This is a genomic window from Streptomyces sp. 840.1, from assembly GCF_003751445.1.
Classification (GTDB): Bacteria; Actinomycetota; Actinomycetes; order Streptomycetales; family Streptomycetaceae; genus Streptomyces.
On record NZ_RJUU01000001.1, the window covers coordinates 2768422 to 2794024 of the forward strand.

At 71.7% G+C, this 25603-nt stretch carries 23 protein-coding genes; 13 read left to right on the plus strand and 10 right to left on the minus strand.

The annotated features are described in order from the left end of the window. Nucleotides 1-47: 47 nt before the first annotated feature. A complete protein-coding gene (locus EDD93_RS12690; RefSeq protein WP_123525255.1) occupies nt 48-1286 on the minus strand; it encodes a low specificity L-threonine aldolase in 1239 nt (412 codons plus the stop codon). 193 nt (nt 1287-1479) lie between these two features. Between EDD93_RS12690 and EDD93_RS12695 the strand changes: the two genes are divergently transcribed. From EDD93_RS12695 to EDD93_RS12740, 10 genes are all read left to right on the plus strand, one after another. After that, nucleotides 1480-2457 (plus strand): Rossmann-like and DUF2520 domain-containing protein, encoded by a 978-nt coding sequence (locus tag EDD93_RS12695; protein ID WP_123525256.1) that lies wholly within the window; start codon nt 1480-1482, stop codon nt 2455-2457. Continuing rightward, complete coding sequence (gene panC, locus EDD93_RS12700) at nt 2454-3479, plus strand: pantoate--beta-alanine ligase (RefSeq protein WP_123525257.1); 1026 nt, start codon at nt 2454-2456, stop codon at nt 3477-3479. The genes EDD93_RS12695 and panC overlap by 4 nt, the downstream gene beginning before the upstream one ends. After that, nucleotides 3476-5311, plus strand: a complete 1836-nt coding sequence (locus EDD93_RS12705) for an L-aspartate oxidase (RefSeq protein ID WP_123525258.1) — start codon at nt 3476-3478, stop codon at nt 5309-5311. Before panC ends, EDD93_RS12705 begins: the two co-directional genes overlap by 4 nt. A gap of 2 nt (nt 5312-5313) precedes the next feature. Further along, the gene (gene nadC / locus EDD93_RS12710) at nt 5314-6357 is read left to right on the plus strand and encodes a carboxylating nicotinate-nucleotide diphosphorylase (RefSeq protein WP_123525259.1); all 1044 of its coding nucleotides are present in this window, start codon (nt 5314-5316) and stop codon (nt 6355-6357) included. Continuing rightward, on the plus strand, nt 6357-7154 hold the full coding sequence (locus tag EDD93_RS12715; protein WP_024493731.1) for a type III pantothenate kinase: 798 nt from the start codon (nt 6357-6359) through the stop codon (nt 7152-7154). The genes nadC and EDD93_RS12715 overlap by 1 nt, the downstream gene beginning before the upstream one ends. Before the next feature lie 137 nt (nt 7155-7291). Then, nucleotides 7292-7867: a hypothetical protein gene (locus EDD93_RS12720; RefSeq protein WP_123525260.1), complete on the plus strand. Its 576-nt coding sequence runs from the start codon at nt 7292-7294 to the stop codon at nt 7865-7867. 43 nt (nt 7868-7910) lie between these two features. Next, nucleotides 7911-8090 carry a hypothetical protein gene (locus EDD93_RS12725; RefSeq protein ID WP_123460042.1) on the plus strand — a complete coding sequence of 60 codons (180 nt, stop codon included), beginning with the start codon at nt 7911-7913 and terminating at the stop codon, nt 8088-8090. Between the two features lie 125 nt (nt 8091-8215). Beyond that, the gene (locus tag EDD93_RS12730) at nt 8216-8674 is read left to right on the plus strand and encodes a BlaI/MecI/CopY family transcriptional regulator (RefSeq protein ID WP_123525261.1); all 459 of its coding nucleotides are present in this window, start codon (nt 8216-8218) and stop codon (nt 8672-8674) included. Between the two features lie 9 nt (nt 8675-8683). Beyond that, nucleotides 8684-9241 (plus strand): amino-acid N-acetyltransferase, encoded by a 558-nt coding sequence (locus EDD93_RS12735; RefSeq protein WP_123525262.1) that lies wholly within the window; start codon nt 8684-8686, stop codon nt 9239-9241. A 144-nt stretch (nt 9242-9385) separates the two neighbouring features. After that, nucleotides 9386-9721 (plus strand): Lsr2 family protein, encoded by a 336-nt coding sequence (locus tag EDD93_RS12740; protein ID WP_024494064.1) that lies wholly within the window; start codon nt 9386-9388, stop codon nt 9719-9721. On the opposite strand, the gene EDD93_RS12745 is transcribed toward EDD93_RS12740, so the two are convergent. Next, nucleotides 9700-10320: an SCO3374 family protein gene (locus EDD93_RS12745; protein ID WP_123525263.1), complete on the minus strand. Its 621-nt coding sequence runs from the start codon at nt 10318-10320 to the stop codon at nt 9700-9702. The two genes, EDD93_RS12740 and EDD93_RS12745, sit on opposite strands and share 22 nt — an antisense overlap. A gap of 441 nt (nt 10321-10761) precedes the next feature. Between EDD93_RS12745 and EDD93_RS12755 the strand changes: the two genes are divergently transcribed. Continuing rightward, nucleotides 10762-13290: an ATP-dependent Clp protease ATP-binding subunit gene (locus EDD93_RS12755; RefSeq protein ID WP_073733687.1), complete on the plus strand. Its 2529-nt coding sequence runs from the start codon at nt 10762-10764 to the stop codon at nt 13288-13290. Between the two features lie 84 nt (nt 13291-13374). Here EDD93_RS12755 and EDD93_RS12760 read toward each other — a convergent pair whose 3' ends face one another. Continuing rightward, entirely contained in the window at nt 13375-16629 is a 3255-nt protein-coding gene (locus EDD93_RS12760; protein WP_260255705.1) for a serine protease, read from the minus strand. Nucleotides 16630-16756: 127 nt separating this feature from the next. Beyond that, complete coding sequence (locus tag EDD93_RS12765; RefSeq protein ID WP_221217308.1) at nt 16757-17170, minus strand: trypco2 family protein; 414 nt, start codon at nt 17168-17170, stop codon at nt 16757-16759. A 461-nt stretch (nt 17171-17631) separates the two neighbouring features. Here EDD93_RS12765 and EDD93_RS12770 point away from each other — a divergent pair, with 461 nt between their 5' ends. Beyond that, nucleotides 17632-18372, plus strand: a complete 741-nt coding sequence (locus EDD93_RS12770) for a M23 family metallopeptidase (protein WP_123525264.1) — start codon at nt 17632-17634, stop codon at nt 18370-18372. A 20-nt stretch (nt 18373-18392) separates the two neighbouring features. Here the strand turns inward: EDD93_RS12770 and EDD93_RS12775 are convergent, their stop codons facing one another. Continuing rightward, nucleotides 18393-18977 carry a TetR/AcrR family transcriptional regulator gene (locus tag EDD93_RS12775; protein ID WP_123525265.1) on the minus strand — a complete coding sequence of 195 codons (585 nt, stop codon included), beginning with the start codon at nt 18975-18977 and terminating at the stop codon, nt 18393-18395. A gap of 122 nt (nt 18978-19099) precedes the next feature. Here EDD93_RS12775 and EDD93_RS12780 point away from each other — a divergent pair, with 122 nt between their 5' ends. Then, the gene (locus tag EDD93_RS12780; protein WP_123525266.1) at nt 19100-20671 is read left to right on the plus strand and encodes an MDR family MFS transporter; all 1572 of its coding nucleotides are present in this window, start codon (nt 19100-19102) and stop codon (nt 20669-20671) included. A gap of 172 nt (nt 20672-20843) precedes the next feature. Here the strand turns inward: EDD93_RS12780 and cseC are convergent, their stop codons facing one another. The 5 genes from cseC to EDD93_RS12805 all read right to left on the minus strand — a co-directional run bounded on the left by cseC (nt 20844) and on the right by EDD93_RS12805 (nt 25446). After that, the gene (gene cseC / locus EDD93_RS12785) at nt 20844-22235 is read right to left on the minus strand and encodes a two-component system sensor histidine kinase CseC (protein ID WP_123525267.1); all 1392 of its coding nucleotides are present in this window, start codon (nt 22233-22235) and stop codon (nt 20844-20846) included. Further along, nucleotides 22232-22939 carry a two-component system response regulator CseB gene (gene cseB, locus EDD93_RS12790; protein WP_123525268.1) on the minus strand — a complete coding sequence of 236 codons (708 nt, stop codon included), beginning with the start codon at nt 22937-22939 and terminating at the stop codon, nt 22232-22234. The genes cseC and cseB overlap by 4 nt, the downstream gene beginning before the upstream one ends. 10 nt (nt 22940-22949) lie before the next feature. After that, nucleotides 22950-23690 (minus strand): hypothetical protein, encoded by a 741-nt coding sequence (locus EDD93_RS12795; protein WP_185092296.1) that lies wholly within the window; start codon nt 23688-23690, stop codon nt 22950-22952. Next, entirely contained in the window at nt 23678-24316 is a 639-nt protein-coding gene (locus EDD93_RS12800) for a SigE family RNA polymerase sigma factor (protein WP_123525269.1), read from the minus strand. Before EDD93_RS12800 ends, EDD93_RS12795 begins: the two co-directional genes overlap by 13 nt. A 227-nt stretch (nt 24317-24543) precedes the next feature. Beyond that, nucleotides 24544-25446 (minus strand): A/G-specific adenine glycosylase, encoded by a 903-nt coding sequence (locus EDD93_RS12805; protein WP_123525270.1) that lies wholly within the window; start codon nt 25444-25446, stop codon nt 24544-24546. Between the last annotated feature and the right edge of the window lie 157 nt (nt 25447-25603).

The following is a 25603-nucleotide window of genomic DNA, read 5'->3' on the forward strand; positions in this document are numbered from 1 at the left end:
GCGGGCCGGGCCCCGATTGACGGCCGGCGTCAATCGGGGCCCGCGCCTCACCGCTGCCCGGCGAGCCGCTCCTGTTCGGCCACCCGCTCCAGGAACCCGGCCAGGGCCGTCTTCACGTCGGCGGCCGTCCACTCCAGCCCGGATTCGGTCACCGTGACCTCGGTGCAGGAGATCCCGGGCGGTCCGGCACCGGCCGGCGTCCACATGCGGAAGAGCGCCGTGCCCGTCTCCTCCGCCAGCCGCACCGACGCCTGGGTCAGGACCTCGGGCGCGTACGGCAGCCACACCTGGAACTGGTGGGTGTGCGGCGGCTGCGGATGCACCCGGAACCAGCCGGCGCCGGCCTCCGCGAGCCCCTCGGCCAGCGCCCCGGCCACCAGCCGCGCGTGCGCCACGTACGACGGCAGCTTCGGCAGTTCCCGCTCCAGGCCGCTCAGGGCGGAGAGCGCCGCCGGGAACTGCTGGAAGAGCTGGCCGCCGTACCGGTGGCGCCAGGCGCGGGCCTCCTCGATCAGCGAGGCGGAACCGGCGAGCGCGGCGCCCGATATCCCGCCGAGGGTCTTGTAGAAGGACACGTACACGCTGTCCGCGAGCGCGGTGATCTCCGGCAGCTCCCGGCCGAAGTGCGTCACGCACTCCCACAGCCGCGCCCCGTCGAAGTGGACCACCGCATCGCGCTCGCGCGCGGCCGCCACCACCGCCTCCAGCTCCTCCCAGGTGGGCAGGACGAAGCCCGCGTCGCGCAGCGGCAGCTCCAGCATCAGGGTGCCGAACGGCTCCTCGAAGTCACGGACCTCGTCCGCCGTGGGCAGCCGGGGCTCGGACGTCGGGTGGACGGTACGCAGCCCGCTCACCACCGACAGCGCGCCCCGCTCGTACATCTCGGGGTGGGCGAGCGGATGCAGCGCCACCGTCGGACTGCCGGTGCGCCCGGCCCAGGAGCGCAGCGCCGCCTGCTGCGCCATCGTCCCGGTCGGGAAGAACGCGACCGCCTCCTTGCCGAGCACCCCGGCGATCCGCTGCTCCAGCTCGGCGACCACGCCGCCGCCGTAGACGTCCGCGGGCTGCCCGAGGTCGGTGAGCCTGTCGGCGTCGGCGGTCAGCGCGGCCAGCTGCTCACCGAGCGAGCGGTCCATCGGGGCCCGCCACAGGGTCCGCTCGGCCTGCTGCCAGGCGGCGATCCGGCGTCCGCGCGGGTAGTCGTCCGCGTCCCGCGCCCCGTCCGGGCCGGGGCCGGGCGTCTCGTCCGCCGCGTCGTCGCGGGCCTGCTCGTTCGTATCTGCCATGGGACGATCATCACGCAGAACCGGACCCCCCTCCACGGGATATCCGAGCGCCTCTCCGGGGCCCGGCCGACACCTTCGGGGCACGGGGTTTCCCACAGCCTGTGGACAGCCGGGAGCCGGACGAAACGCTGGCGTAGCATGCAGAGAAATCGTCCGGTACCCCCCGCGGACTGGAACGGAAGGCCACTGCCGAGTGAATGCAACAGCCCCCAAGGAACCCCTCGACGCGAGGGACCGCCCCGCCCGCCTCACCGTCGGCGTCGTCGGAGCCGGCCGGGTCGGCCCCGCGCTGGCCTCGGCCCTGCGGCTCGCGGGACACCGCCCGGTCGCCGTCTCGGGCGTCTCCGACGCCTCGGTGCGCCGCGCCGCCGCCCTGCTCCCCGACGTCCCCCTCGTGACGCCCGCCGAGGTCCTGGCGCGCGCCGAGCTCGTCCTGCTGACCGTCCCCGACGACGCGCTGCCCGGCCTCGTCGAGGGCCTGGCCGAGACCGGCGCGGTCCGGCCCGGACAGCTGATCGTGCACACCTCGGGCCGCTACGGCACCAAGGTGCTGGACCCCGCTCTGCGGGCCGGCGCCCTGCCGCTCGCCCTGCACCCGGCGATGACGTTCACCGGCACCTCCGTGGACGTCCAGCGGCTGGCCGGCTGCTCCTTCGGCGTCACTGCCCCCGAACAGCTCAGGCTCGCGGCCGAGGCACTGGTCATCGAGATGGGCGGCGAACCCGAGTGGATCGCCGAGGAGTCCCGCCCGCTCTACCACGCGGCTCTCGCCCTCGGCGCGAACCACCTGGTCACGCTCGTCGCCCAGTCGATGGAGCTGCTGCGCACGGCCGGGGTCGCCGCCCCCGACCGGATGCTCGGCCCGCTGCTCGGCGCCGCGCTCGACAACGCCCTGCGCTCCGGTGACGCCGCGCTGACCGGCCCGGTCGCCCGGGGCGACGCCGGCACCGTCGCCGCGCACATCGGTGAGCTGCGCGCCCACGCCCCGCAGGCGGTGGCCGGATACGTCGCGATGGCCCGCGCCACCGCCGACCGCGCCCTTGCCCACGGCATGCTCAAGCCGGCACTGGCCGAGGACCTCCTCGGCGTCCTGGCCGACGGCGGCCGCACCGACGGGGGCCGCACCGGCGGGGGCCGCACCGGCGGCACCGGACCGGAGGAGCCCCGATGACCGACCCCACCGCCACCCTCCTCGCCACCGCCGCCGAACTGGAGGCGTACGCCCCCGGAGCGCCGGGCGCGCCCCGGGCCGAGCGTGCCGTCGTGATGACGATGGGCGCCCTGCACGAGGGCCACGCCTCGCTGATCCGCGCCGCCCGCGCGCTCGTCGGCCCGGCCGGCCAGGTCGTCGTCACCGTGTTCGTCAACCCGCTCCAGTTCGGGGAGGCGGCCGACCTCGACCGCTACCCCCGCACCCTCGACGCCGATCTCGCCCTCGCGGGCGCGGCCGGCGGCGACGCCGTCTTCGCCCCGTCCGCCGACGAGGTCTACCCGGGCGGGGAACCGCAGGTCCGGATCTCGGCCGGCCCGATGGGCGAGCGCCTCGAAGGAGCCTCGCGCCCCGGGCACTTCGACGGGATGCTCACCGTCGTCGCCAAGCTGCTCCACCTCACCCGCCCGGACCTCGCGTTCTTCGGGCAGAAGGACGCCCAGCAACTGGCCCTGATCCGCCGCATGGTGCGCGATCTGAACTTCCCCGTGGAGATCGTGGGGGTCGAGACGGCCCGCGACGCCGACGGCCTCGCGCTCTCCAGCCGCAACCGCTTCCTCGACGCGCACGAGCGGCACACCGCCCTCGCCCTGTCCCGGGCCCTGTTCGCCGCCCGCGACCGGCTCGCCGCCCAGCAGGCGCTGCACGCCCGCGCGCTGGCCGGCGGCTCCAACGAGGACCGGGCCGCCGGGCTCAACCGGCTCGGCGAGGCCCGGCTGGCCGCCGACGCGCAGGCGGTCGCCCGCGCCAGGCCGGACGGCGGACCCGCCGCGGTGCGCGCCGCCGCCCGCTCGGTCCTGGACGACGCGGCGGCCGGACAGCCCCCGCTCGCGCTGGACTACGTGGCGCTGGTGGACCCGGCCGACTTCACCGAGATCCCCGACGACCACACGGCGGGCGACGCGGTACTCGCCGTCGCCGCCCGGGTCGGCACCACCCGCCTCATCGACAACATCCCGCTGACCTTCGGAGCCACCACGTGACCGGAATACGGCTGCCCGCCCCCGCCCCTGGCTGGTCCATCGACGCCGATGTCGTGGTGGTCGGCTCCGGCGTGGCCGGGCTCACCACCGCCCTGCGCTGCGCCGCCGCCGGCCTCGCCACCGTCGTCGTCACCAAGGCCCGGCTCGACGACGGCTCGACCCGCTGGGCCCAGGGCGGCATCGCGGCGGCCCTCGGCGAGGGCGACACCCCCGAGCAGCACCTGGACGACACCCTGGTCGCGGGCGCCGGCCTGTGCGACGAGGACGCGGTACGCACCCTGGTGACCGAGGGCCCCGGCGCGGTGCGGCGGCTGATCGGCACCGGCGCCCACTTCGACACCACGGCCGAGGGCGCCATCGCGCTGACCCGCGAGGGCGGCCACCACCGCCGCCGCATCGCCCATGCGGGCGGCGACGCGACCGGCGCGGAGATCTCCCGCACCCTGGTCGAGGCGGTCCGCGAGGCCGCCCTGCACACCGTCGAGAACGCCCTCGTGCTCGACCTCCTCACCGATGCCGAAGGCCGCACGGCGGGCGTCACCCTGCATGTCATGGGCGAGGGCCAGCACGACGGCGTCGGCGCGGTCCACGCCCCCGCGGTGGTCCTCGCCACCGGGGGCATGGGCCAGGTCTTCTCCGCCACCACCAACCCCTCGGTCTCCACGGGTGACGGCGTGGCGCTCGCGCTGCGGGCGGGCGCGGAGGTCTCGGACCTCGAATTCGTCCAGTTCCACCCCACCGTGCTCTTCCTCGGCACCGGCGCCGAGGGCCAGCAGCCCCTGGTGTCGGAGGCGGTACGGGGCGAGGGCGCCCATCTCGTCGACGCCTCCGGCACGCGCTTCATGCTCGGGCAGCACGAGATGGCCGAGCTCGCCCCGCGCGACATCGTCGCCAAGGCGATCACCCGCCAGATGCAGCTGCACGGCACCGAGCACATGTACCTCGACGCCCGGCACTTCGGCGCCGAGATGTGGGAGCAGCGCTTCCCCACCATCCTGGCGGCCTGCCGGGCCAACGGCATCGACCCGGTCCAGGAGCCGATCCCGGTCGCCCCGGCCGCGCACTACGCCTCCGGCGGCATCCGCACCGACCTGAGCGGCCGTACGACGGTGCCCGGCCTGTACGCCTGCGGCGAGGTCGCCTGCACCGGGGTGCACGGCGCCAACCGGCTGGCCTCCAACTCGCTCCTCGAAGGCCTCGTGTTCGCCGAGCGCATCGCGGCGGACATCGTCGGGGACGGCCCCCGCGCGGGCGACGGGAGTGCCGCCGCGCCCCCGGTGAGCTCGCCGCCGCTCGACGCGGAGACCGTCGCCGCGCACTCGGCCTCCTCGCCGCTGCTCGACCCGGAGGCGCGGGGCACGATCCAGCGCATCATGACCCGCGGAGCCGGAGTGCTGCGTTCCGCCGGCACCCTCGCCACCGCCGCCGACGAGCTGGAGGACCTGCACCGCAGCGCTGTCCTGAAGGCCGGCGCGGCCGAGCCGAAGCTCGCGGTGCCCGGCGTCGAGGCCTGGGAGGTCACCAACCTGCTCCTGGTCTCCCGCGTCCTGGTCGCCGCCGCCCGGCAGCGCGAGGAGACCCGGGGCTGCCACTGGCGCGAGGACCGGCCCGAGCGCGACGACGAGAACTGGCGCCGCCACCTCGTCGTCCGGCTCGCCCCCGGCCGGCAGCCGGCGCCGCGTGCGGGGACGGCCGCCCCGTCGCGCCCCCTGCCCCCCGCGGCGCTGGTCCTCCGTCGGACGGATACCGAGGCGTTCGGCCCCGTACGCGCGTCCGGGGCAGCAGACTGCGCAGCAGCAAGCCCCACCCACCCCACTCCCGAGGAGCCGTAACCGTGAGCACGCCCGAAGAGAATCCGCGCCCCACACCCGTGGACGTACCGCTGATCCAGATCGGCGCGCCCGCACCTGCCGCCGGCGGCTGCGGCGACGGCTGCGGCTGCGGCGGGGAGGACGGTTACGACCCGGACGGCCTGGAGTGCGGCCTCGACCCGTCGCTCGCCCAGATCCTCGCGGACGCCGGTCTGGACCCGGTCCAGGTCGAGGACGTCGCGCACGTCGCCATCGCGGAGGACCTCGACGGCGGGGTGGACGTCACGACGGTGGCCACCGTTCCCGCGGACGCCGTGGCCACCGGTGACTTCACCGCGCGCGAGGCGGGCGTGGTGTCCGGTCTGCACGTGGCCGAGGCCGTCCTGTCGATCGTCTGCACCTCCGCGTTCGAGGTCGAGCGGCACGTGCTGGACGGCGACCGCGTCGTCCCCGGCCAGAAGCTGCTGACCGTCACCACCCGCACCCGTGACCTGCTCACCGGCGAACGCGGCGCGCTCAACCTGCTCTGCCGGCTCTCCGGCATCGCCACCGCCACCCGCGCCTGGGCCGACGTCCTGGAAGGCACGAAGGCCAAGGTCCGCGACACCCGCAAGACGACGCCCGGCCTGCGCGCCCTGGAGAAGTACGCGGTGCGCTGCGGCGGCGGGGTCAACCACCGCATGTCGCTGTCCGACGCCGCGCTCGTCAAGGACAACCACGTCATCGCGGCGGGCGGGGTGGCCGAGGCCTTCAAGCGGGTCAGGGACGAGTTCCCGGACCTTGCGATCGAGGTCGAGGTCGACACGATGCAGCAGGTCACCGAGGTGCTGGAGGCGGGCGCCGATCTGATCCTGCTGGACAACTTCACCCCCTCGCAGACGGCCGAGGCCGTCGCGTTGGTGGGCGGCCGCGCGGTCCTGGAGTCCTCCGGCCGGCTGACGCTGGACTCCGCCCGCGCCTACGCCGAGGCCGGGGTGGACTACCTGGCCGTCGGCGCGCTCACCCACTCCTCGCCGATCCTCGACATCGGCCTGGACTTCCGCGACACCGACGGGGCCGGCGCCTGATGCTGCTCACCATCGACGTCGGAAACACCCACACCGTCCTCGGCCTGTTCGACGGCGAGGAGATCGTCGAGCACTGGCGGATCTCCACGGACGCCCGCCGCACGGCGGACGAACTGGCGGTCCTGCTGCAGGGCCTGATGGGCATGCACCCGCTGCTGGGCATGGAGCTGGGTGACGGGATCGAGGGCATCGCGATCTGCTCCACCGTCCCGGCCGTCCTGCACGAGCTGCGCGAGGTGACCCGCCGCTACTACGGCGACGTCCCCGCCGTCCTCGTCGAGCCCGGCATCAAGACCGGCGTGCCGATCCTGATGGACAACCCGAAGGAGGTCGGCGCGGACCGCATCATCAACGCGGTCGCCGCCGTCGACCTGTACGGCGGCCCGGCGATCGTCGTCGACTTCGGCACGGCCACCACTTTCGACGCGGTCTCGGCTCGGGGCGAGTACACCGGCGGCGTCATCGCGCCCGGCATCGAGATCTCGGTCGAGGCGCTCGGCGTCAAGGGTGCCCAGCTCCGCAAGATCGAGCTGGCCAGGCCGCGCAGCGTGATCGGCAAGAACACCGTCGAGGCCATGCAGGCGGGCATCATCTACGGCTTCGCCGGCCAGGTCGACGGGGTCGTCGGCCGGATGAAGAAGGAACTGGCGGCCGACCCCGACGACGTCACCGTCATCGCGACGGGCGGCCTTGCTCCGATGGTGCTGGGCGAGTCCTCGGTCATCGACGAGCACGAGCCCTGGCTCACCCTCATCGGCCTGCGCCTGGTGTACGAGCGCAACGTGTCGCGCCTCTAGGGAGTCCGCTGTGACCGGCGGGTTCCCCGCGCGGCGGCTCTCCGGCCGCCGCGCCGCCCCACGGCCAGTTAAACGGATTTTGTCCATTTAGCACGTATTGTCGCGTCATGCCCACGCCCTACGGATCACGCGGCGGTATGGCGTTCAGCGCGGACGAGCTGCGAGTGCTCCGACGTGCCCTCGCCATCGCCCTCCACCCCGCGCCCCTGCCCGACGAGGATGTCCAGGACTGCCTGCGGCTAGCGGGCTCCGTGGACGAGACGGTGAGCGAGGCGGGACGGCTCCGCGCCTTCCTCCTCGCCGACCTCGCCCGCTACCGAAACGCACTCCCCGGCTCCCTCAGCGGCTATCTGGAGCTCCTCCAGGACGCCCTGGCCGCCGGGTACGACCCCCGCCCCGAGGATCTGGCCGCGCTGCGCGCCCTGCGCGGCGGGCCGGTCGCCGCGGCGCTCCTGGAGCGCTGCCAGGTGCTCGCGGAACGGTCGGTGCGGGCCCGGCTCTCCGGACGCGCCGTGTCCGCTGCGGCCCCCGCGCCCCGCAGTCGGCTGCTCGCGCTGCCCGGTGGCCGCGCGGCCGAGCCGGACAAGCCGAAGGTCCCGGCGGCCCCGGCCCGCCCGGCGGCGCCGTCCGACCGCCCGGCGCCGAAGCCCTCGGAGGTCTTCCCGCCGCGCCGCCGCCCGGTGCCGCCGCCGCAGCAGCGCGCCGCGGGGTAGGGGGCGCGCGGAACTCCGTACCCGGCTCGCTAGTCTGGATGCCATGGACTACGTATCCGCGCTCGTGCCCCCCGTGGTGATGGCAGCCTTCTTCATCGGCCTGGTCGTGACGATCGTCAAGAGCCAGGGCGGCCCCAACAAGGCCAAGGAGGACGCGGCCGTGGACGCGGCGATCAGCCGCGCCGAGTCGGCCCACCAGGCCCCGCGGACCGAAGCGGTCTGACTCCGGCAGGTCCGCGCGCATTGCGCGCAGCACCGTACGAAGGGCGTACGGCTCCCAGAGAGCCGTGCGCCCTTTTGTTGTGTGAATAACCGCCCATTCCAGACATTTGGCACTAGGGTGACGCTGTGCCCCGTCAATTGGGAGAGCTGGAAGACGCCGTGATGACCCGGGTCTGGCAATGGAACCGTCCGGTAACCGTGCGGGAAGTCCTTGAGGACCTCTCGCAGGAACGGTCCATCGCCTACACCACCGTCATGACGGTAATGGACAATCTCCATCAGAAGGGCTGGGTGCGCCGGGAAGTGGACGGCCGCGCATATCGATATACGGCGGTCTCCACACGCGCCGCGTACTCGGCCGCACTGATGAACGAAGCCTGGTCGACGAGTGACAACCCGGCCGCCGCGCTGGTGGCGTTCTTCGGCATGATGTCGGCCGAGCAGCGCGAGGCTCTCCGGGACGCGATGCGGATGGTTGTGCCCGCCCTTCCCGAGGACGCCGCACAGCCGGGCGGTGAAGCGGACGGAGAAGACGCCGGAGCGGACCGAGAAGCCGATGGGGCGGAGCCGGACCCCGGGCGATAGCGTCTGGGTATGTCCTCAGAGCTTCCGCAAACCGATTTCCGGACCGAACCGTCGGTTATAAACGTACCCATCACCGTCCGGCGTGCGAGGACGAGCGATGTGGCCGCCGTCCGGGGTCTCCTCGACGGCTACGTGCGTGAAGGCATCCTGCTCGACAAAGCGACGGTCACTCTTTACGAGGACATCCAGGAGTTCTGGATCGCGGAACGCGACGAGGACGCCCAGGTCATCGGCTGCGGCGCACTGCATGTCATGTGGGAAGACCTTGCCGAAGTGCGTACTCTCGCGGTCGATCACAGCGTCAAGGGCGCCGGAGTCGGGCACCAAGTGCTGGACAAGTTGTTGCAGACCGCCCGCTGGCTGGGCGTGCGACGGGTTTTCTGTCTCACCTTCGAAGTCGACTTCTTCGCGAAGCACGGCTTCGTGGAGATCGGAGAGACTCCGGTCGACGGAGATGTCTACAGCGAGCTGCTGCGTTCCTATGACGAGGGAGTCGCGGAGTTCCTGGGCCTCGAACGAGTGAAGCCGAACACCTTGGGTAACAGCCGGATGCTTCTGCACCTGTGACCGTCGGAAGAAGACCGAGCTCTATGTCCGAATCGCGCACGTTTCCCGTCTTCTTGCGCTCCTGAACCTCTCCCGAGGGTTTGTGTTTTCCGGGGAAAAGCGGTTTCCTTTCCGCGTACTCCATTTTCGATGAAAGGAAATCCGGTGGCACAGAAGGTTCAGGTCCTTCTTGTTGACGACCTCGACGGCGGCGAGGCGGACGAGACCGTCACGTTCGCGCTGGATGGCAAGACGTACGAGATCGACCTCACCACGAGCAACGCGGACAAGCTGCGTACGCTGCTCGAGCCTTACGCCAAGGGCGGCCGCCGCACCGGTGGCCGTGCCGCTTCCGGGCGTGGCAAGGGCCGCGCGGTTCCCGGTGGCAACAAGGACACCGCCGAGATCCGTAAGTGGGCGCGCGAGAACGGCCACAACGTGAATGACCGCGGCCGTGTTCCCGCAGACATCCGTGAGGCTTACGAGAAGGCCAACGGCTGAGCAGCCGAATCGTCGGAGGCCGGCCTCTTCCGGGCTCGCGTCAGCCGGGCCCGGTGGCATTCCGTCGCCACGGCGTCCACGAGCCGGACGAGATCGGGAGCATCCCCACCCCTGCTCCCGAAGCCGGAGAGGGCCGGGAGCACCGGTCCCCCCTCCTGCCCGTGCGGTGGCCAGGGGGGTCGCAGCCAGACGGCGGCCCCCGGCGGGCCCGGCCGGCCCGGTGGCGGCGGTGCGGTGATCCGGCCGTCCGTGCCGAGGGCGGTCAGCGTGAGGGCGATCTGTCCCCACTCCAGCCAGTCCAGCAGTCCGGGCAGCTCATCGGCGCTCCCCGCGGCCACCAGCAGACTCATCCGCTCACCCATGAGCGCCACGGGCCCCGTACGGCCCACCCGACGCAGTGCCGCGTGACCGGCGGCAGCGGGGACGACCAGCGCGTCGAACCGCAGCCCGGTCAGCAGTCGCACCGGGGCGACGCCCGCGGTGGCCCAGCCGAGCCGCTGCTCGTACCACTGGGACCAACTGCCCCGCGTGTCACCTCCGGCACGGCCGTCCCGTCCGGCGGGCAGCGGAGTTCGGGGCGGCGGGACGGTGAGGGCCATGCCGGAAGAACTCCCGATCCGGCCCGGGGGTTACGCAGCGTCCCCGGTCGAACGCGTAGTGTGTCCGGGTTGGGGGCGTACGGGCGCATTCAGGAGTACGAAGATGTTCGCCCGTAGCGGAGGGAACCCACGTACGCCGCATGGACTGTCTGTAATTGCGGGTAAGACATGCCTAGTGGGGAGGGGCGACACGCAGCCACCGGACGTCTCACGTTCGCCATCGGCGTACTGGCGATAGGGGTATCTGCCTGGCCTGCGGGAACATCGTCTCGCACCATCGGGTTGGAGCAGTTGTCGGCGTTCGGGGCATGAGATCCCCCGGGAAGCAGGGCCGGGTGTCGGCAGTCGAAATGAGCGGTCCCCGCTTGCGGGACTAAGCTGCGGAAGGACAGGGAGGGGACCGACCCCTTACTGCCTGACCGCTCTGAGGAGCGATTAACGATGTTCGAGAGGTTCACCGACCGCGCGCGGCGGGTTGTCGTCCTGGCTCAGGAAGAAGCCCGGATGCTCAACCACAACTACATCGGCACCGAGCACATCCTCCTGGGCCTGATCCACGAGGGTGAGGGTGTCGCCGCTAAGGCCCTGGAGAGCCTCGGGATTTCGCTCGAGGCGGTCCGCCAGCAGGTGGAGGAGATCATCGGTCAGGGCCAGCAGGCCCCGTCCGGCCACATCCCCTTCACCCCCCGAGCCAAGAAGGTCCTGGAGCTGTCGCTCCGCGAGGCCCTTCAGCTCGGCCACAACTACATCGGCACCGAGCACATCCTGCTCGGCCTGATCCGCGAGGGCGAGGGCGTCGCAGCCCAGGTCCTCGTGAAGCTGGGCGCCGACCTGAACCGGGTCCGCCAGCAGGTCATCCAGCTTCTCTCCGGCTACTCGGGCGGCAAGGAGGCTGCCACAGCCGGCGGCCCCGCGGAGGGCACGCCCTCCACGTCCCTGGTGCTGGACCAGTTCGGCCGGAACCTCACCCAGGCCGCTCGTGAATCCAAGCTCGACCCGGTCATCGGGCGCGAGAAGGAGATCGAGCGGGTCATGCAGGTGCTGTCCCGCCGTACGAAGAACAACCCCGTCCTCATCGGTGAGCCCGGTGTCGGCAAGACGGCGGTCGTCGAGGGCCTGGCCCAGGCCATCGTCAAGGGCGAGGTGCCCGAGACCCTCAAGGACAAGCACCTCTACACCCTGGACCTCGGTGCGCTGGTCGCGGGTTCCCGCTACCGCGGTGACTTCGAGGAGCGCCTGAAGAAGGTGCTCAAGGAGATCCGCACCCGCGGCGACATCATCCTGTTCATCGACGAGCTCCACACCCTGGTGGGTGCGGGCGCCGCCGAGGGCGCGATCGACGCCGCGAGCATCCTCAAGCCCATGCTGGCGCGGGGCGAGCTCCAGACCATCGGTGCCACCACGCTCGACGAGTACCGCAAGCACCTGGAGAAGGACGCGGCTCTCGAGCGCCGCTTCCAGCCCATCCAGGTCGCGGAGCCGTCGCTGCCGCACACCATCGAGATCCTCAAGGGTCTGCGCGACCGCTACGAGGCCCACCACCGCGTGTCCATCACGGACGAGGCGCTGGTCCAGGCCGCGACGCTGGCCGACCGGTACATCTCGGACCGCTTCCTGCCGGACAAGGCGATCGACCTGATCGACGAGGCCGGTTCCCGGATGCGCATCCGCCGGATGACCGCGCCGCCGGACCTCCGCGAGTTCGACGAGAAGATCGCGGGCGTCCGCCGGGACAAGGAGTCGGCCATCGACTCCCAGGACTTCGAGAAGGCAGCCTCTCTCCGCGACAAGGAGAAGCAGCTGCTCTCCGCGAAGACCAAGCGCGAGAAGGAGTGGAAGGCCGGCGACATGGACGTCGTGGCCGAGGTCGACGGCGAGCTCATCGCCGAGGTCCTCGCCACCGCCACCGGCATCCCGGTCTTCAAGCTGACGGAGGAGGAGTCCTCCCGTCTGCTGCGCATGGAGGACGAGCTCCACAAGCGCGTCATCGGCCAGAAGGACGCCATCAAGGCCCTCTCGCAGGCGATCCGCCGTACGCGAGCAGGCCTGAAGGACCCGAAGCGCCCCGGTGGCTCGTTCATCTTCGCCGGTCCGTCCGGTGTCGGTAAGACCGAGCTCTCCAAGACGCTCGCGGAATTCCTCTTCGGTGACGAGGACGCGCTGATCGCCCTCGACATGTCGGAGTTCAGCGAGAAGCACACGGTTTCCCGCCTCTTCGGTTCTCCCCCCGGCTACGTGGGATACGAGGAGGGCGGCCAGCTCACCGAGAAGGTGCGCCGCAAGCCGTTCTCCGTCGTCCTCTTCGACGAGGTCGAGAAGGCCCACCCCGATATCTTCAATTCCCTGCTCCAGATTCTGGAGGACGGTCGCCTGACCGACTCCCAGGGCCGGGTCGTGGACTTCAAGAACACGGTCATCATCATGACGACCAACCTCGGGACCAGGGACATCTCCAAGGGCTTCAACCTGGGCTTCGCCGCCCAGGGCGACGTGAAGACGAACTACGAGCGGATGAAGAACAAGGTCAACGAAGAGCTCAAGCAGCACTTCCGGCCCGAGTTCCTCAACCGTGTCGATGACACGGTCGTCTTCCACCAGCTCACCGAGGAAGACATCATCCAGATCGTCGACCTCATGCTCGCCAAGGTGGACGAGCGGCTGAAGGACCGCGACATGGGCATCGAGCTCAGCGCGGACGCGAAGTCGCTCCTGGCGAAGAAGGGCTACGACCCCGTGATGGGCGCCCGGCCGCTGCGCCGGACGATCCAGCGCTCGATCGAGGACATCCTCTCCGAGAAGATCCTCTTCGGTGAGCTGCGCCCCGGTCACATCGTGGTCGTCGGCACCGAGGGCGAGGGTGACGAGAAGACGTTCACCTTCCGCGGCGAGGAGAAGTCGGCTCTGCCCGACGTCCCCCCGATCGAGCAGGCGGCAGGCGGCGCCGGCCCGAACATGACGAAGGAAGCGTGACAGGCGCCTAGCGCGTCCGAGCGTCAAGAAGGGGCGGCCCCCGACCGGTTTTGACCGGTCGGGGGCCGCCCCTTCGCCGTGCGCTCAGCGGCGTACGTCGAGTCCCTCGCCGCCGGACAACTCGCTGACCCCCGTGACGTCGACCTTGAGGCCGGGCATCACTTCCAGCGGGGCCAGGTCGACGGGCTCGACGCCGTGCCGGGGGGCCAGCCCGAGCATCTTCAGCGAGGGGAAGACCCGGGGGAGCGAACCGAGGCCGCCCGCCTCCCCGGGCGGGTTGAGCCGGAGCGTGGTGAGCGACGGGACGACGGCCGCACCGAGGAACTCCGAGGCGGAGGCGCGGACCGCCAGTGCCGTCACCTGAGGCGACTCCCGCAGTGCCGCGCACAAGGGGGGAATCGCCGTCGGGGACATCAGGTCGAGGTCGCGCAGGCCGTCCCAGCCGTGCAGCGTGTCGATCGTCACCGGGTGCTCGCCGCTCAGGGCCAGCGTGGCCACCCGCGGATGCGCGGGCACCTCACTCAGCCGGTGTGCCGTGAGGCCGTCGAGCTGCAGTGAGTACAGCCCGCTCGCGACCGTGGCCCGCAGTGCGGCGGTCGGCAGACGGCTCATGTCCAGCTGGATCCATCTCAGCTCCGGGAGCCCGGCGAGTGGCGTGAGGTCGCGCACCCGGGGCAGGTCCCGGAGCGTCAGATCGCCCAGCGTCCCGGCGTGGTCGGCCAGGAAGGACAGATCCGTCAGCGCGGTGTTCTCCCGGATGCTGAGCCCGCTCCACGGCCTGCCGCGCAGTCCGGCCCGCAGTTCCGCCGAGGTGAGGTCCCCGATGATGCTCAGTTCGGTGACGGCCGGCAGATGACGCAGCGCCGCCAGCTGGTCCACGGAGCGGATTCTCAGCCTGCGGTGCGTCAGGTCCATCGTGGCCAGGACGTGCTCGGCGTAGAGGTCCGCCGGGAACCTGTCCCACTCAAGGAGCATGCGGTTCAGCTCGGGGCGGGCGAGCAGCCACCGGCGGGCGTACGGGACGGCCTCCGCGCCACCGACCTCCGCGATCAGGTCCGCGATGTGACCGACCTCGTTGAGGCTGACGGCCGGGTCGTCCGGGTCGGGAAGGTACCGCAGAACGGCCGGGCCGAGCCGGGCCAGCTGCCGGACCTCCCGGTAGGTCTGGAGCGGGAAGAGCGACGCCACGGCGGCGGAGACCCGGGCGCGGGTCGTGTCGTCGAGCCAGGTCGCGTGCTGCGCGCACAGCGCGACCAGGACGAGGAGCTCATCGGACGTGACAGTGCAGGCGGGGCCCACCCGGGTGTCCAGCAGGCCGTTGATCAGTACGGGGTGCTCACGGCGGCCGCAGTGCCCGGCGGACAGCAGGATGACGTCCTGCCACTGCTGGGAGTCCGCCCGGCTGATCAGTTCGTGGAGGTGGCCGCCCTCGATGAACTCCTTCGCCGCGAGGAAGTCCTGGAAGGTGCGGTGGGCGAACTGGTAGATGCCGTCGGCCCGCTCCTGGAGGACGCCGCTGCGGTTGAGCAGATGGGTCAGGATCTCCGGCACCGAGCCCTGGCGCCGGATCTGCTCCATGCCCCGCAGCGCCTGCTCCAGCTGGTGCAGCGCCTGCTCGCGGTCCAGCTCCGTCTGGCCGCCCCGCACCAGCCAGATGGCGATGCGCTGGAGGAGCTGGGCCTGCTCGTCCACGTTCATCGTGATGCCCTCGGGGGCGTCGATCCTGCGCCGCCTGTCGCGGTTGCCGAGCAGCATGGCGAGCGCGGAGTCGTACAGGCTCCAGCGGGTCTCCGGCAGGAGGCCCTGGCGGCGTCGGTGCAGGGCGCAGATCACGGCGCACAGCAGCGGGGTGCGGGCCAGGTTGCTCAGGGTGGAGTTGGTCTCGAACTGCCGGGTCAGATCGCGCTCCAGCTCGGCCAGGGCCGCGTGGTCCGGGTCGTCCAGCCGGGCCGCCCGGTGCCAGGCCGCGACGAAGGCCGCGATGTCCTCGTTCCGCATCGGCAGCAGCCGCAGCTCCTCGAAGCCCTCGGAGGCCAGCCAGTCCGGCTCCACTGCGAGCGGGCGCACGGTCGCCACGCAGCGGGTCGCCGGATAGCGGCGCAGCAGCCGGGACAGCCAGTCGTACGCGGCCTCGCGGTCGTCCGGCGGGACCTCGTCCAGGCCGTCCACGAGCAGCAGCCCGCGGCCGGCCTCCAGGACGCGCCCGGTCCAGCCCTCCGGCGGGTCGTCGACGGCCATCGCGGCGGCGGTGGCCAGCTGCCCGACCGAGGGGAAGGCGCCGCCCCGTGCCCGCAGGGTGCGCAGCGGGACGACGAAGGGCACCAGCCCGTTCAGCGCCGTCAGCCCCGGCCCGAGGGTGCCGGCCGAGGCGTGCGCCGCCAGCCACCACACCAGGGTGGTCTTCCCGGCCCCCGCGTCGCCCCGCAGCAGCACCCGGGGGCGCTCGGCGAGCAGTGCGTCGACGCGCCGGGGCGCGGGGCGGGGCTCGTCGGGCGGGCCCGAGTGGTCGCGGGGCTGTGCCTCCAGGCTGAGGTAGGCGGTGTCGAGGTCCCATTCGGAGTCGTGCCGGCCGAGCTCGTCCAGTCCGAAGATCTTGGTGCGCCGGTACGCGGCGCCGAGCGCGGCCGCGTACTCCTCCTCGTAGCGCAGGTCCTTGGGGAAGTGCCCGTGGATCTGTTCGTGGCGGGGGTCGGCGCCGCCCTGACGGTAGACCAGCCGGAAGGGCTCGGAGGCCAGGAGCGGACCGAGCGGTACGCATTCCACCCGGCGGCCCCCGCGCCTGGGCGGGATCTGCCGGGCGATGCCGAGCAGGACGCTGCCCGCGAAGACCGGCCCGCCGGAGAGCCCGCGCAGCGCCGGCGGCTCTCGGTCCGACCCGGCGTGCGGCGGGCCGTCGAGCTCCAGGACGAGCACGTCGCGCGGCCGGCCCGCCATGGGCAGCACGGTGGCCGTGTACTGGTCGGTCTCCAGGTGTCCGTCGGGGTAGCGCTGCGCGTCGGGGAAGCCGGTGATCTCGCAGCCGGTGAGCGCCTGACTGCTGTGCAGGACGCCGAGCCGTACCGGTTCGGCGGGGAGCAGCGGGGCCGTCGTCCGCAGGAGGGCGGCGTCGAGGCCGTGGTCGATCCAGACGACGGCCGAGTCCGTGTGTCCGGCCAGGCGCGGATGCGCGACGGAGCAGTGGCCGCCGCCCTTGACGACGTGGGCGCAGGTCAGTACGAGCCGGTCGGTGAGCAGGACACCGCTGCCCTGGACGGAACCGGCGCCCAGGACCACGACGGTGCGGTCCGCGGGCGCCAGGGCCTGTATGGGGTTGTCCCGCGGCGTCACGGGGCTGGGCACGCGCGCTCGCGGCGTTGCCGGAGCGTCCTGGCAGATCCGCTGCAAGAGCGCTCCGGCGCCTTGCGATCGCACGCACCCGACCCCGCTCCTTCTCCCGCGCTACACCCCGATACAGGCCCTGGGGCCATCACGGCCGGGCCCGCCCCTGGCCGAACCGTTCGGTACTGCCGTCGGCCTCGTTGCCGATCTGCCAGGCCTCGCCGGTCGTGACATCGCGTGGTTTCAGGGTGAAGGCCACCTTGTGGGTGTGGCCGGTGGCGCGGCCCGCGTCGGCTCCCGCCTCCACCACCCAGGCCTTCACCCGGGCGGAGCCCTTGACCTCCTTGCGGAGTTCGAGGGTGAACTCCATCTGGATGTCACCGACCTCGAAGGCCAGCGGGCGGCCCGTACCGCGGGTGGCGGCCTCGATGAGCTGGTTGCGGACCGACTCGACGGCGTCGGCGAGCTCGATGCCGTCGTGGTGTCCCGCGCCCCGGGCGCCGCCGTTGCCGTTGTTTCCGCCTGTACCCGCACCGCCCGTACCTGCGCTGTTGCCGGTCATGTGCCGTCCCCCCGGGAGCCGATCGGTTCTCGCCGTGCCAGCGTAGTCAGGTTGTCCGCCGAAGGTCCCGAATCGGACGGTCTTTGGTCCCACCGGCGGTGACAAGGCGCACAGCCCTTTCGAGGCCTACTAGCCGGCTTAGGAGCGGGCGCCATGATCGCCGATGGGACCTTCGGCCCTGCGCCCGGCGGGACCTTGGGGGCTACGGGATGAAGTGCCCTCATAACGGGGTCATGTCCGATAAGGGCGGTTTGGAACTGGGGTTAAACGTCTCCCGGCGAAGAGTTCCGACCGTCTGCGAGGGGCTCGGCCCAGGGCCCGCAGAAGCGAATTCCCGGGGCTCCGCCTACGGCTTTTCTTCGTAGATGGGGGGTTTGAGCACCGGTGGGGTGGCGGGTTACCAAGGGATGGCCAGCCCGGCAGGAACGCCGGGTCCAGTCATCCCCGGAGGTTTTCCGCTTATGTCGAAGCGCGTTACGTTCAAGCACTCCCACCGCCCGTCCGCTTCCCGTGTGCGCGGCGCCGTGGTGGCGGCCGGTCTCGGTACGTCGATGGTTCTCGGTGCGGGCGCTGCGTTCGCGGCCGGCACGACCGGAACCGCCGGTACCGCGACCCTGGCGAGCGCCACCACCGCCGACTCGGTCGCCGAGCAGGCGGCCGCGCAGGGCAAGGCGGCCAAGCACACGGCCGAGAAGAAGGCCGACGCGGCGAAGAAGAAGGCGGCGGCGGCCAAGAAGAAGGCCGAGGCCAAGAAGAAGGCGGCGAAGAAGGCCGCCAAGAAGTCCCGCTGGGAGACCCCGGTCCACCACTACGAGCTGAGCGCGAGCTACGGCACCGACGGCAGCCGCTGGGCCCACAAGCACTCCGGCCAGGACTTCGCCGTGCCGATCGGCACCAAGGTCGAGGCCGCGCACAACGGCACCGTGGTCAAGACCGGCGGAAACGGCGCCGGTGACGGCCCCGCGTACGGCAACGCCGTCGTGATCAAGCACAGCGACGGCCGCTACTCCCAGTACGCGCACCTCTCGAAGATCGACGTGCACGTCGGCCAGCACGTGAAGAAGGGGCAGAAGATCGCCCTCTCCGGCAACACCGGCAACTCCAGCGGCCCGCACCTGCACTTCGAGATCCGTAACACCCCGAACTACGGTTCCGCGATCAACCCGGTCAACTACCTGCACAAGGTGGGTGTCACGGTCTGATCCGCCGCGACCCGGGTCCGCTAACCCGCGGAACCCGGGTCGTGCGCCTGAGTCACCAGATCGACGGCGACCTCCAGGACGGCCTTGCGCTTGTCCTCGGGGTCGCCGTCGACGTCCTTGAGGGCGAACATGCCGGCGTGCATCGTGAAGAGCGCGCTGAAGCACCGCACCTGGTCGATGATCGGCGCCTCGGGATCCTTGATCAGGCCGACGAGCGCCAGGATCCGGTCCTTGATCGTCACGCCGATGCTCAGGTCGCGCACGGTCGCCTGGTTCTCCTGCATGAAGCGGAAGAGCGGGGCGGCGGTGGTCAGTGCCTCGCTGTAGCGCGCGAGGATCTCCTTCTTCGTCTCCAGGGTGCGCGGCTGCTCCCGGCCCCAGACGATCAGGTCCTCGACGGGCCGGTTGAGGTCCTCGAAGATGCTGACGAGGATGTCTTCCTTGGTTTTGAAGTGGTAGTAGAGGGCGGCCTTGGTGACGTCCAGCTTCTCGGAGATCTCCCGTAGGGAGGTCTTCTCGTAGCCCTGCTCGGCGAAGAGATCCAGAGCGACGTCCTGGATGCGCTGGCGGGTGTTGCCCCGGCGCGGCTGCGGCGTGCTGCTCATGGTGCTCTCCCCATACTTACTTGACGCCCGGCTAGTTGCGGGAGTACTTTCCCCCAGTGTAATCAACTAGCCGGGCGGCAAGTAAGGGTCCGGTGAACAGGGGATCAGGGGAGTTGGGGAAGATGTCGGACCTGAAGACGGCGACGGACGGGAAGGCGGCCGGCGGCAAGCCGAAACGCGCGCCGAAGGGTGAGCCGCAGCAGCGCAGTGTGCGGGTGGTGATCGGCGCCCTGATGATCGCCATGCTGCTGGCCATGCTCGACAACCTGATCGTCGGCACCGCGATGCCGACGATCGTCGGAGACCTCGGCGGACTGGAACATCTGTCCTGGGTGGTGACCGCGTACACCCTCGCCACCGCGGCCTCCACGCCCATCTGGGGCAAGCTCGGTGACATGTACGGGCGCAAGGGCATGTTCCTGACGTCCATCGTGATCTTCCTGGTCGGCTCGGTCCTCAGCGGCATGTCCCAGGACATGAGCCAGCTGATCGGCTTCCGCGCGATCCAGGGGCTCGGGGCCGGCGGTCTGATGGTCGGCGTCATGGCGATCATCGGTGACCTGGTGCCGCCCCGCGAGCGCGGCAAGTACCAGGGCATGATGGCCGGCGTCATGGCGATCGCGATGATCGGCGGACCGCTGGTCGGCGGCACCATCACCGACCACCTCGGCTGGCGCTGGGCCTTCTACATCAACCTGCCGCTGGGCATCGTCGCCCTGGCCATGGTCACCGCCGTGCTGCACCTCCCCAAGCGGGAGAAGCGGAAGGCGAAGGTCGACTACCTGGGGGCCGGGCTGCTGACGGTCGGTATCACCGCGATCGTCCTGGTGACCACGTGGGGCGGTTCCCAGTACGACTGGAACTCCGCCGTGATCATGGAGCTCATCGCGATCGGCGTCGCCTCGCTGGCCGGTTTCGTCTTCGTCGAGACGAAGGCCGCCGAGCCGATCATCCCCCTGCACATCTTCCGCAACCTCAACTTCACGCTGATGTCCGTGGTCGGCTTCATGGCGGGCTTCGTCATGTTCGGCGCGGTGCTGTTCCTGCCGCTGTTCCAGCAGTCCGTCCAGGGCGCCTCCGCGACCAACTCCGGACTGCTGCTCCTTCCGATGCTGCTCTCGATGATGATCGTCTCGCTGATCGCCGGGCGCGTCACCACCAGCAGCGGCCGGTACAAGATCTTCCCGATCGTCGGCTCGGTGCTGATGGTGGCCGGACTCTTCCTGCTCTCGACGATGGACACCGGCACCACCCGCCTCACCTCGGGCATCTACATGGCGGTGCTCGGCGCCGGCATGGGCTTCCTGATGCAGATCACGATGCTCGTCGCGCAGAACAGCGTCGAGCTGAAGGACATGGGCGTCGCCTCGTCCGCCACCACCCTCTTCCGTACGCTCGGCAGCTCCTTCGGCGTCGCCATCATGGGCGCCCTGTTCACCGGCCGGGTCCAGGACGAGATGGCCGCCCGGGGCGGCGGGGGAGCCACCGCGCACTCCGCCCAGCTGGACGCGGCGAGCCTGGCGAAGCTGCCGGTGCCGGTGCGCGACGCGTACGAGTTCGCGGTGTCCTCCGGCACGCACATCGCCTTCCTGGTCGGCGCCTCGGTCGGACTGGTCGCCCTGGTGGCGGCGCTGTTCGTCAAGGAGGTCCCGCTGCGCGGCGCGGCCCCCGAGCCGGCCGACAGCATGGTGTAGCTGTAGCTGTAGCTGTAGCTGTAGCTGTAGCCGTAGCCGTAGCCGTAGCCGTAGCCGTAGTCGTACGGCAGAGGCCCCCGGGGCGCGCGATTTCCGCGTGCGCCCCGGGGGCCTTGCCGTGACCGGGTCCGTGCGGCCGTCCTCGTACCGCCCCCCGCTGTACTCGGTCCGCTCAGCTCTCCCTGGAGCCGGGGCCGGCGTCCTTGCCGCTGCCTGCGGCCGTCCTGCCGTTCGGCTGGGGGCCGCGCTGTTCGGCGAACTGGAGCATCGGGTAGCTGCCGGTGTCGGTCGGCGCGTGCTCGGGCAGCCACAGCACGGCGATCGCCCCGCCCACGCCCGGGGCCGCGCCCTCGGGGGCGGCGTTGCGGAAGGTCAGCCGGGCGCCGAGCACCCGCGCCTGACCGGCCGCGATCGTCAGCCCCAGCCCGTGGCCGTGGCCCGCCCGGTCGGTCGATCCGGTACGGAACCGGCTCGGCCCCTCACGCAGCAGCGCCGCCGGAAACCCCGCACCGTGATCGCGGATGCGGACCACCCGGCCCTCGACCGTGACCTCCACCGGGGTGGAGCCGTGCTTGGCGGCGTTGCCCAGCAGATTGCCCAGGATGCGTTCGAGGCGGCGCGGATCGGTGCTGACCCACGACTCGTGGACCACCTGCACCCGCACGTCCGGATCCAGCAGCGCGATCCGGCGGCTCACGAAGTCCCCCAGCGCGATCTCCTGCAGCTCGGCCCGCTCCGAGGCGCTGTCCAGCCGGGCCACCTCCAGCACGTCCTCGACCAGCGTGCGCATCGCCTGCGCCCGGTCCCGTACGAGCTCCGTGGGGCGGCCCGGCGGCAGCAGCTCGGCCGCCGTCAGCAGCCCCGTCACCGGGGTGCGCAGCTCGTGCGCGATGTCCGCGGTGACCCGGCGCTCGGCCTCGATCCGCTCGTTCAGCGCGTCCGTCAGCGCGTCCACCGCACCGGCCAGCTCATCGGTCTCGTCCTGGACGACGCCGCCGACGGCCTCCCGGACCCGGACCTCCGTATTGCCCTGCGCGACCTTCCCGGCCGCGGCCGCCGCCTTGCGCAGCCGGCGCGACAGCTGGCCGCCGATCAGGACGCCCAGCGCACAGCCGCCGAAGACCACCGAGACCGAGCCGATGATCAGGGCCCGGTCGAGGTCGCCCATGATCGTGGTGGAGCGGTCCGCGAAACGGGTGTGCAGCGAGAGCACGTCGCCGCCCGGCAGAGGCACGGCCGCCCAGACGTCCGGCACCCCGCCGCCGTCCTCCACATGCGTGGCGCGCCGGTTCTTCCGGGTCTCCTGGCGCAGGCTCCTCGGCATCGTCGGATCGTTGATCTTCGCGCCGAAGCGGGGGTCTGCCTTCTTCGTCTTCGTCGCCTCGTAGAGCAGCTGGGCGTAGGTCAGCCGCTCCAGCTGGACCTCACGGGCGTTCTCCAGCATCGAGACCCTGGCCGCGTTGTGCACGACCAGGCTCAGCGCGACCGCGATCAACGCGCCGACCGCGGCGATCGCGATGCTGATCTTCCAGCGGACACTCGTCCGCAGGGACGGCCGCCTCATGCCCTGAGCTTGTAGCCGAAGCCGCGGACCGTCTCGATCCGGTCCTGGCCGATCTTCGTGCGCAGCCGCTGCACATGGACGTCCACGACCCGGGTGTCCCCGCCCCAGCCGTAGTCCCAGACCCGCTCCAGCAGCTTGTCGCGGGAGAGCACCGTGCCGGGCGCGGACGAGAACTCCAGCAGCAGCCGCATCTCGGTCGGCGTCAGGCCCACCTGCTCGCCGGCCCTGCGCACCTCCATGCCCTCGGTGTCGACCTCCACGTCACCGAAGACCAGTACCCCGCCCTCCGGCCCGGGGTCCGCCCCGGCCGCGCCGCCGGGGCCGCCGCCCGAGGCGTGGCCGAAGCGGCGCAGCACCGCGCGGATCCGGGCGACCAGCACCGCGCCGTCGAAGGGCTTGGTGACGTAGTCGTCGGCGCCGGCCTCCAGGCCGAGCACCACATCGATCGAATCGGCACGGGCCGACAGCATGATCACGGGAACCGTCGACTCGTCCCGGATGCGACGGCACAGGCTCACCCCGTCCAGCCCCGGCACCATCACGTCGAGCAGGGCGATGTCGGGCCGGTCGGCCCGGAACGCCTCCAGGCCCCGGAGACCGTCGGGCATCGCGGTGACCACGAAGCCGTCCCGCTCCAGCGCCAGCTGGGTGGCCTCGCGGATGACGTCGTCGTCCTCGACGAACAGGACATGTGTCTCGGCCATCGGAAAGCTCTCAGTTCTTCGTCGGTTCCGTGGGCTCCGGGAAGTCCCCTTCCCCGGCACCGACGGCTCGGTTGAAGTCGTTGTGCACCCGGTCCTCCTCGCTGAACCGCGTGTTCGCCCAGTGGTACGTGATCACTTCCTCGCCCGAGGGGTACGCGACCGAGTCCTTCTTCCCGTAGACCTGGGTCGTCACCACCAGGTCACCGCGGTCGATGGTCCCGTAGACCGCCGGCTGCTCGGTGGTGAACACGTTCTCGTACGTGCCGTTGGAGCGGGGCCGGTACACATAGGTGCCGACGCCCACCGAATCGCCGCAGGTCATCACGTTCACGACCACGTCGGCGCCGGGGCCGCCGGTCAGCTTCCCGTACGAGGTGTCCACCGGGTACTCGTCGCCGGTGCAGGGCTTCAGGTCCGTCCGGACCCGTTCGCTCACCCTGGTGTCCGCCTTGAGCAGGGCCACCGCGTCGACCCGGGGGGTCGGCCGCGCCTTGGACGGCGCCGTGGCGGTCGGCGTGATCTGCGCGACCGGCTGGGTGCCCGCCGGTCCCTCGTCGCGGGTGCCGGTGCCACCCGTCGAGCAGCTGACGGCGAACAGCCCGATGACGGCGAGCCCGGCCAGAGCCGTACTGCTCGCCGCCCATCGGGTCAGGTGTCGTCCGCCGCCACCGGTTGTCGTGCCGCTTCCCCCGTCGGTGACCGCGTCGCCGCTCGCGCCGCCGCCGTCACCGCTGCCTGTCAGGCCGCGCACCGCTCCCGCCCCCGCTCGTCATGACGCCCGATCCCCTGCGCCGCACTCCTGGTCCGTACCGGAGCGGTGGCCGACGCGGCACGGACGGCCGGCCGGTGCTCCCGGTCCTCGCGGATCCGGGCCTCCCTGGCCGCCTCTTCCCTGCTCTCCAGCTCCTGGCGCAGCCGCGCCAGAGCACGGTGCAGCGTGCTCTTCACCGTACCGGCCGACATACCCAGCGCCGCGGCCGTCTCCTCCGTGCTCATCTGCTCCCAGTGTCGCAGCACGACGACGCTGCGCTGCTTGGGAGCCAGTACGCCCAGGACGTCCATCAGCAGGGCCCGGTCGGCACGCTGCTCGGTGCCGTCCTCGATGCTGGCGTCGGGGAGCTGCTCGGTGGGGACCTCGTCCAGCCGGCGGGCCCGCCACCACTCGGTGCGGGTGTTGATCATGACGCGGCGCAGATAGGCGTCGGCGAGGGACTTGTCGGCGATGCCGTCCCAGCGGCGGTAGGTGCGGGCCAGGGCGGTCTGCAGCAGGTCCTGTGCGTCCACGGGATCGGGGACCAGCCGGCGTGCGCTGCGCAGCAGCGCCTCCTGCCGGGTACGTACGTACTCCTCGAATCCGAGCACCTCGCCCTGCGCCATTACAACCGCCTCCATCCCCGTGGAACCCCGTGAACCGCTGCCAGCCGCCTGGTCATCGGGCTGACGTCGGTGACGCTACGGAGCGGTTGTCACGAGGCTGTGCGGAGCAGCCATACGCCGACGCACGGCTGCCCATCGGTTGTGTAACAGCGCAGGAGGAGTGGGGCAAAGGGGCCAGGGGTGCGGTGGCTCACCCGGGCCGGGCGGGGACGGGCCCCGCCCGGCCGTCAGGTCAGCGGCAGCCGGTACTGGCCGCCGGCCAGCGGTTCCACGAGGCCGTCGGCGACCAGCCCGTCCAGGGCGCGGGCCCGCTGCACCGGCTCGTCCCACACGGCGTCCATCGCCGACTGCGGCACCGGCGTCACCGCCTCGCGCAGTACGGCGAGCAGCCGTCCGCGCACCTGCCGGTCGGTACCGGCGTACGTCTGGCCGCGGCGCGGCGGCCCCTGGTGCGCGGGCTTCCCGGCCAGCCGCCAGGCGCACTGCTCCGCGATCGGGCAGCGCGTGCAGTCCTCGTTCTTCGCGGTGCAGACGAGGGCGCCGAGCTCCATCGTCGCTGCGGCCCACCGCGCGGCCTGCTCGTCCTCCTCCGGCAGCAGCGCGCGGGCGAGCTTGCGCTCGGCGGCGGTGGTCGCGTTCGGCGGGTACTGGATGCCGGTCGCCGCCCGTGCGAAGACCCGCCGGACGTTGGTGTCGAGGACGGCGTGCCGCTGCCGGTAGGCGAACGAGGCCACGGCCGCCGCCGTGTACTCGCCGATGCCGGGCAGCGCGAGCAGCTGGGCGTGCTCGCTCGGTACGTCGCCGCCGTGCCGTTCCGTTATTGCCTGGGCGGCCCCGTGCAGCCGCAGCGCTCGCCGGGGGTAACCGAGCCGGCCCCAGGCGCGGACCGCCTCGCCGGGAGGGTCCGCCGCGAGGTCGGCGGGGCGCGGCCAGCGGGCCAGCCACTGTTCGTAGACCGGGAGCACCCGGTTGACGGGGGTCTGCTGCAGCATGAACTCGCTCACCATCACACCCCAGGCGCCCGCTTCGGGGCGGCGCCAGGGCAGATCGCGGGCGTGCTGGTCGAACCACCCGATGACGGGGGTGTGGAGGGATGCGGGGGGCGTCTGTGTCGCTGTGGTGGCAGTCATCGCACCTCCGATCCTGGCACGGAAGGGCAGACGACGGACCCGCGCACGGGGGTGTCGCCCCTCATAAGAGCCCTTGGAGTGATAGTGCCGCCCGTCTGTCCCCGCGCCGCCTGACCTCCGGCCCGGCAACTGGCCGCACCCCCCGGCGCCGGTTGCG

Bases quoted from the DNA above. Each gene is read 5' to 3' on its own strand.
- EDD93_RS12690 (WP_123525255.1), bottom strand. From the start codon at position 1,286: ATGGCAGATACGAACGAGCAGGCCCGCGACGACGCGGCGGACGAGACG.
- panC (WP_123525257.1), top strand. From the start codon at position 2,454: ATGACCGACCCCACCGCCACCCTCCTCGCCACCGCCGCCGAACTGGAG.
- EDD93_RS12715 (WP_024493731.1), top strand. From the start codon at position 6,357: ATGCTGCTCACCATCGACGTCGGAAACACCCACACCGTCCTCGGCCTG.
- EDD93_RS12720 (WP_123525260.1), top strand. From the start codon at position 7,292: ATGGCGTTCAGCGCGGACGAGCTGCGAGTGCTCCGACGTGCCCTCGCC.
- EDD93_RS12725 (WP_123460042.1), top strand. From the start codon at position 7,911: ATGGACTACGTATCCGCGCTCGTGCCCCCCGTGGTGATGGCAGCCTTC.
- EDD93_RS12735 (WP_123525262.1), top strand. From the start codon at position 8,684: ATGTCCTCAGAGCTTCCGCAAACCGATTTCCGGACCGAACCGTCGGTT.
- EDD93_RS12745 (WP_123525263.1), bottom strand. From the start codon at position 10,320: ATGGCCCTCACCGTCCCGCCGCCCCGAACTCCGCTGCCCGCCGGACGG.
- EDD93_RS12755 (WP_073733687.1), top strand. From the start codon at position 10,762: ATGTTCGAGAGGTTCACCGACCGCGCGCGGCGGGTTGTCGTCCTGGCT.
- EDD93_RS12765 (WP_221217308.1), bottom strand. From the start codon at position 17,170: ATGACCGGCAACAGCGCAGGTACGGGCGGTGCGGGTACAGGCGGAAAC.
- EDD93_RS12770 (WP_123525264.1), top strand. From the start codon at position 17,632: ATGTCGAAGCGCGTTACGTTCAAGCACTCCCACCGCCCGTCCGCTTCC.
- EDD93_RS12775 (WP_123525265.1), bottom strand. From the start codon at position 18,977: ATGAGCAGCACGCCGCAGCCGCGCCGGGGCAACACCCGCCAGCGCATC.
- EDD93_RS12780 (WP_123525266.1), top strand. From the start codon at position 19,100: ATGTCGGACCTGAAGACGGCGACGGACGGGAAGGCGGCCGGCGGCAAG.
- cseC (WP_123525267.1), bottom strand. From the start codon at position 22,235: ATGAGGCGGCCGTCCCTGCGGACGAGTGTCCGCTGGAAGATCAGCATC.
- cseB (WP_123525268.1), bottom strand. From the start codon at position 22,939: ATGGCCGAGACACATGTCCTGTTCGTCGAGGACGACGACGTCATCCGC.
- EDD93_RS12800 (WP_123525269.1), bottom strand. From the start codon at position 24,316: ATGGCGCAGGGCGAGGTGCTCGGATTCGAGGAGTACGTACGTACCCGG.
- EDD93_RS12805 (WP_123525270.1), bottom strand. From the start codon at position 25,446: ATGACTGCCACCACAGCGACACAGACGCCCCCCGCATCCCTCCACACC.